The organism is Streptomyces sp. NPDC006174, from assembly GCF_040614075.1.
GTDB lineage: Bacteria > Actinomycetota > Actinomycetes > Streptomycetales > Streptomycetaceae > Streptomyces.
Genome location: NZ_JBEXTJ010000021.1, coordinates 80,539 through 87,701 on the forward strand (window position 1 = coordinate 80,539; position 7,163 = coordinate 87,701).

General features: G+C 72.5%; 1 protein-coding gene. It reads left to right on the forward strand.

The window, feature by feature from the left end; genetic code table 11:
- Positions 1 to 3 precede the first annotated feature (3 nt).
- Positions 4 to 7,163, forward strand: a 7,160-nt coding sequence (locus tag ABZ267_RS32710) for a type I polyketide synthase (RefSeq protein ID WP_356899738.1), incomplete at its 3' end; no start/stop codon positions are given.

Below are 7,163 nucleotides of genomic sequence, written 5' to 3' on the forward strand. Positions count from 1 at the left end.
CACGTGGCTGACGAGAAGGAACTCCGCGACTACCTCAAGCGGGCGATCACCGACGCCCGGGACGCTCGCAGGAAGCTGCGCGACGTGGAGGAGAAGGCCCAGGAGCCGATCGCCATCGTGGGCATGGCCTGCCGCTACCCGGGCGGCGTCTCCTCGCCGGAGGATCTGTGGCGGCTGGTCGACGACGAGGTCGACGCGATCTCCACGTTCCCGGAGAACCGTGGCTGGGACCTGGAGAACCTGTTCGACGCGGACCCGGAGCAGGTCGGTACGTCGTACGTCCGCCACGGCGGATTCGTGCACGAGGCCGACGGTTTCGACCCGGAGTTCTTCGGGCTCTCGCCGCGTGAGGCGCTCGCCGCCGACCCGCAGCAGCGGCTCCTGCTGGAGACGGCGTGGGAGGTGCTGGAGCGCTCGGGCATCGACCCGGCCCAGCTGCGCGGCAGCCGGACGGGTGTCTTCACCGGGCTGATGTACTCGGACTACGGTTCCCGTCCGCATCTGCCCGGCGACGGCTTCGAGGGCTATCTGTTCAGCGGCAGCGCCGGCAGCATCGCCTCCGGCCGGATCGCGTACACCTTCGGTCTGGAGGGTCCGGCGGTCGCCGTCGACACGGCGTGCTCCTCCTCGCTCGTCGCGATCCACCTGGCGGTCAACGCGCTGCGCGGCGGCGAGTGCGATCTGGCGCTGGCCGGTGGTGCGGCCGTCATGTCGACGCCGCAGGGATTTGTCGAGTTCTCGCGGCTGCGCGGGCTGGCTCCCGACGGCCGGTGCAAGCCGTTCTCGGCGGCGGCGGACGGGACGGCCTGGTCGGAAGGGGTCGGCGTGCTCCTCGTGGAGCGCCTCTCCGACGCCCGGCGCAACGGCCACCACGTCCTCGCCGTCATCCGCGGCACGGCCGTGAACCAGGACGGCGCGTCCAACGGCCTCACCGCGCCGCACGGCCCGTCGCAGGAGCGCGTCATCCGTCAGGCGCTCGCCAACGCGGGCCTGGCACCGGGCGACGTCGACGCGGTGGAGGCGCACGGCACCGGCACCCGCCTCGGCGACCCGATCGAGGCCCAGGCCGTCATCGCCACGTACGGCCAGAACCGGCCCGAAGGACGGCCTCTCCACCTCGGCTCGCTCAAGTCCAACACCGGCCACACGCAGGCCGCCGCAGGCGTCGGCGGCGTCATCAAGATGGTCCAGGCGATCCACCACGCCACTCTGCCGAAGACCCTGCACCTGGATGAGCCGACGCCGTTCGTCGACTGGGAGTCCGGCGGTGTCTCGCTCCTGACCGAGGCGCGGCCGTGGCCGGAGAAGGACACGCCGCGCCGGGCCGCCGTCTCCGCGTTCGGCATGGGCGGCACCAACGCGCACCTCATCCTGGAGGAGCCGCCGGCGGAGGAACCGGCCGAGCAGGCAGAGGCCGACGTGCCGGCCGTCCTGCCGTGGCTGCTCTCCGCCAAGACCTCTCAGGCCCTGGCCGACCAGGCAGGCCGCCTGCTGGAACACCTGGAGGCGCACCCCGAGCACGCACCGCTCGACCTCGCGCACTCCCTCGCCACCACCCGTACGACCCTCGACCACCGCGCCGTCGTCCTCGCCGCGCCCGACGTCCTCCCGCGCGAGCAGCTGCGGGCGCTCGCCGAAGGCGCTCCGGCGCCGGGCACGGTGCGTGGCTCGGCGGCCGAACCGTCAAAGACGGCGTTCGTCTTTCCGGGTCAGGGCTCGCAGTGGGCGGGCATGGCGGCCGGGCTGATGGACACCTCACCGGCGTTCGCCGCCTCCATCACGGAGTGCGCGAAGGCGTTCTCGCCGTACGTGGACTGGTCGCTGGAGGAGGTGCTGCGCGGAGCCGAAGGCGCGCCGTCGCTGGAGCGCGTGGATGTCGTGCAGCCGGTCCTGTTCGCGGTCATGGTCTCGCTGGCGGAGCTCTGGCAGACGCACGGCGTCCGGCCGAACGCCGTGGTGGGCCACTCGCAGGGTGAGATCGCCGCCGCGTACGTGGCCGGCATCCTCAGCCTCGACGACGCGGCCCGTGTGGTGACCCTGCGCAGCCAGGCCATCGGCCGCGTGCTGGCGGGCCTCGGCGGCATGGTCTCCGTCGCGCTCCCGGCCGACGCGGTGCGCGAGCGCATCGTCCGCTGGGAGGGCCGCGTCCAGATCGCGGCGGTCAACGGCCCGGCCTCCGTCGTCGTCTCCGGCGAACCGGAGCCGCTCCAGGACCTGTTGGAGGAGTGCCGGACCGACGGCGTACGAGCACGCGGCATCCCGGTCGACTACGCCTCGCACTCCCACTACGTGGAGCTGCTGGAGGAGGAGCTGGCCACGCTGCTCGCTCCGGTGAGCCCGCGCGAGGCGACCATCCCGTTCTTCTCGACCGTGACCGGTCAGTGGGTCGTGGGGACGGAGCTGGACGCGGGGTACTGGTACCGCAATCTGCGGCAGCCGGTGGAGCTGGAACACGCGGTACGGACCCTCCTGGAGGAGGGGTTCGGCACCTTCATCGAGTCCAGCGCGCATCCGGTCCTGGCACTCGCGGTGCAGGAGACGGCGGAGGCGGCGGGACGGGACGCGGTGGCGTTCGGCTCGCTGCGGCGCGACGAAGGTGGGCTGGAGCGGTTCCTGCTCTCCGTGGGCGAGGCTCACAACCGCGGTGTCCTGGTCGACTGGCGGTCCGTCTTCGGCGGCAGCCGGCCCGGCCGGGTCGATCTGCCGACGTACGCCTTCCAGCGCACCCGCCACTGGCTGGAAGCGGTCTCCGTGCCGAGCGACGCCGCCGGTCTGGGCCTCGGCTCGACCGACGGCCACCCGCTGCTCGGCGCCGCCGTCGCGGTGGCGGACCGGCCGACCCTCCTGCTGACCGGCCGCATCTCCCGCCACTCCCACCCGTGGCTCGCGGACCACGCCGTGCACGGCACCGCGCTGCTGCCGGGCACCGGGCTGGTCGAGCTGGCGTTGCGGGCCGGCGAGTACGCGGGATGCGAGCGGGTCGAGGAACTGACGCTCTCCGCACCGCTGTTGCTGCCCGAGCACGACGGCGTCCAGCTGCAGATCGTGGTCGGCGAGGCCGATGAGGCCGAGCGCCGCACGCTGGAGATCTACTCGCGGCCGGACACCGCGGACGAGGACACGGCGTGGACGCTCCACGCCGAGGGACGCTTGGCTCCGGCTCCGGACGAGACGGCGGAGGGCCTGCTGCTCTGGCCGCCGTCGGGTGCCGTCGAGGTGGACCTGGACGGCGCGTACGAGCGGGTGCTGGAGCAGGGTTACGCGTACGGGCCCGCGTTCCAGGGTCTGCGGCGGGCCTGGCGGGGCACGGAGGCGGGAGAGCTCTTCGCCGAGGTGGCCCTGCCGGACGAACTCCACGCGCAGGCAGGCCTCTTCACCGTGCATCCGGCGTTGCTGGACGCGGCGCTGCACCCGCTGCTGCCGGGCGTGGTGGACGAGGACCGGCAGGCTCTGCTGCCCTTCTCCTGGTCGGACGTGACGGTGTACGCCACCGGCGCGTCGGTCCTGCGCGTGCGGCTCACACCGACCGGGCCCGAGTCCGCCGCGCTCCTGGTGGCCGACGGTCTGGGCGCGCCGGTCGCCTCGGTGGCCGAGCTGGCGCTGCGGCCGCTCTCGGAGGAGGCGCTGCGAGCGGCGGCCGACGCGCACCGCGAGGGCCTGCTGCGAGTGGAGTGGTCGGCGATCGGTGCCGTGGACTCTCCTGCGGAGACCGGGACTTGGGCGCTGCTGGGCGAGCCGGGTGCGCACGCGTTGCCGGTCGACGCCGCGCGGACGTACGCCGATCTGCCGGCGTTGGTGGCGGCGGTGGAGGCCGGTGCCGAGGTCCCGGATGTGGTGCTGACCGTTCCGCAGCCGCTCCAGGATGACGACCTTCCCGTACAGGCCCGTGAGGCGGCCGTGCGTCACCTCGAACTGGCCCAGGCCTGGCTGGCGGACGAGCTGTTCGCGCAGTCACGTCTCGTGGTCGTCACGCAAGGCGCCATCGCGACCGGACCGGAGGACGTCACCGACCTCACGCACGCCGCTCTCTGGGGCCTCCTGCGCTCCGCCGAGAGCGAGAACCCCGGACGCTTCGGCCTCGTCGACCTCGACGGCGAGCCGTCCGCCGGATCGCTCCTGCCGGTCGTCATCGCCTCCGGTGAGAGTCAGGCGGCGGTACGCGCCGACACCGTACTGGTGCCGAGGTTCGCCCGGGTGAAGCCGGACGCCACTTCCGTACCGGAGCCGCCGCGCTGGGACCACGGCACCATCCTCATCACCGGCGCCACCGGAGCACTCGGCACCCTCCTCGCCCACCACCTCACCGCACAAGGAGCCAAACACCTCCTCCTCCTCAGCCGACGCGGCATCAACGCACCCGGCGCCACCCAACTCCGCGACCACCTCCACGCAGCAGGCACCACCACCACCTTCGCCGCCGCCGACGCAGCCGACCACGACGCACTCACCCACGCCATCGACCAACTCCCCACCCAGCACCCCCTCACCGCCATCATCCACACCGCCGGAACCGTCGACGACGGCCTCCTCACCAGCCTCACACCCCAACGCCTCCACACCGTCCTGCGTCCCAAGATCGACGCAGCCTGGAACCTCCACCAACTCACCCACCACCACCCCATCCACACCCTCACCCTCTACTCCTCCATCGCCGGACTCCTCGGCACCGCAGGACAAGCCAACTACGCCGCCGGCAACACCTTCCTCGACGCCCTCGCCCACCACCGCACCCACCAAGGACTGCCCACCACCTCACTCGCCTGGGGACTCTGGGAGGAGAGCAGTGCCAGCACCAGCCACCTGGAGGACGTCGACCTTCAGCGGATGGCGCGGTTCGGGCTGCTTCCGCTGACGTCGGACGCGGGCATGGCCCTGTTCGACGCCTCCTTTGCCTCCGCCGAGCCGCTGCTGGCCGCGACCGGCCTCGACCTGGCGACTCTGCGCCGCAAGGGTGCCGAGCCGCTGCCGCTGATGCGTGGCTTGGTGCCGGCGGTCCGCCGCCGCGCGACGGCCGGTTCGGCCGCCGGGTCGTCGCTGGCCGAGCAGCTGGGCGCGGTCTCCGAGGCCGAGCGCCGCCGGGTGCTGGTCGATCTGGTGCGCTCCCAAGTGGCAGGTGTGCTCGGCCACTCGGACCTCCAGGCCGTGGAAGCCGACCGTGTCTTCAAGGAGTTGGGCTTCGACTCACTGACAGCGGTCGAACTCCGCAACCGGCTCGGCGAGTCCACCGGCCTCCGCCTGCCCACCACCCTCGTATTCGACCACCCGACCCCGTCGGCCATCGCCGCCTACCTCTCCACGCTCATCGCTCCCGTGGAGCCGCAGAACGTGACAACCGCCGGCCGCGCGCCGGACGCCGCCGAGGACCCGGTCGTCATCGTCGGCATGGCGTGCCGCTATCCGGGCGGAGTCTCCTCGCCGGACGAACTGTGGCGGCTGGTCGCCGACGAGGTCGACGCGATCTCGCCGTGGCCGACCGACCGTGGCTGGGACACCGAGGGCCTGTACGACCCGGAACCCGGCACACCCGGCAGGTCGTACTCCCGCCACGGCGGATTCCTGTACGACGGTGACCACTTCGACCCCGCCTTCTTCGGGATGTCCCCGCGCGAGGCGCTCGCCACCGACCCGCAGCAGCGGCTGCTGCTGGAGGCCGCCTGGGAGACGTTCGAGAACGCCGGGATCGACGCGTCGTCGCTGCGCGGCAGCCGCACCGGTGTGTACGCCGGTGTGATGTACCACGACTACGCCTCCCGGATCCAGCAGGTACCGGAGGACATGGAGGGCTACCTCTTCAGCGGCAACGCGGGCAGTGTCGCCTCCGGCCGGGTGTCGTACACCTTCGGTCTGGAGGGTCCGGCGGTCACGGTCGACACCGCGTGCTCCTCCTCGCTGGTCGCCATCCACCAGGCGGTGAACGCGCTGCGGGCGGGTGAGTGCGATCTGGCGCTCGCGGGCGGTGTGACGTTGATGTCGACACCGCAGGGGTTCGTGGAGTTCTCGCAGCAGCGCGGCCTCTCGGCGGACGGGCGGTGCCGCTCGTTCTCCGCCACGGCGGACGGCACGGGCTGGTCGGAAGGGGTCGGCCTGCTGCTGGTCGAGCGCCTCTCGGACGCACAGCGCAACGGCCACCACATCCTCGCGGTCATCCGTGGCAGCGCGGTCAACCAGGACGGCGCCTCCAACGGCCTCACCGCACCGAACGGCCCGTCGCAGGAACGCGTCATCCGCCAGGCCCTCACCAACGCCGGCCTGGCCCCGAGCGACATCGACGCCGTCGAGGCACACGGCACCGGCACCCGCCTCGGCGACCCGATCGAGGCCCAGGCCCTCATCGCCACCTACGGCCAAAACCGGCCCGAAGGCCGTCCTCTCCACCTCGGCTCGCTCAAGTCCAACACCGGCCACACCCAAGCGGCGGCCGGCGTCGGCGGCGTCATCAAGATGGTCCAGGCCCTGCGGCACGGCACACTGCCGAGGACGCTCCACCTGGACGAGCCGACGCCGATCGTCGACTGGGACGCCGGTGACATCTCCCTCCTCACCGAGGCCCGGCCGTGGCCGGAGAAGGAGGGCCCGCGCCGCGCGGCCGTCTCGTCCTTCGGGATCAGCGGGACGAACGCGCATCTCATCCTGGAGCAGCCGCCTGTACGGGAGTTGGCCGAGCCGGAGGAGCCGCTCGTACCGACCGCCCTGCCGTGGCTGCTCTCCGCCAAGTCCCCTCAGGGCGTGGCGAGTCAGGCGGCGCGGCTGCTGGAGCACGTGGAGGCGCGGCCCGAGCTGTCACCGCTCGACGTCGCGTACTCCCTCGCCACCACCCGTACCGCCCACGACCACCGCGTGAGCGTGACCGGCGTGGGACTCGACGAACTGACCGCCGGGCTGCGGTCCGTACGGGCCGGGGCGCGGCCGGCGGTCCGGGCGCAGTCGGACGGGTCCGGCCGGACGGCGTTCCTGTTCACAGGCCAGGGAGCGCAGTATCCGGGGATGGGCAAGGAGCTGTACGCGGCCTTCCCGGTCTTCGCCGAGGCGCTCGACGCGGTGTGCGCGCAGTGGGACGGAGCTTTCGAACGGCCGTTGCTGGAGGTGATGTTCGCCGAGCCCGGCACCGAGGCCGCAGCCCTGCTCGACCAGACCGGCTACACCCAACCCGCGCTCTTCGCTCT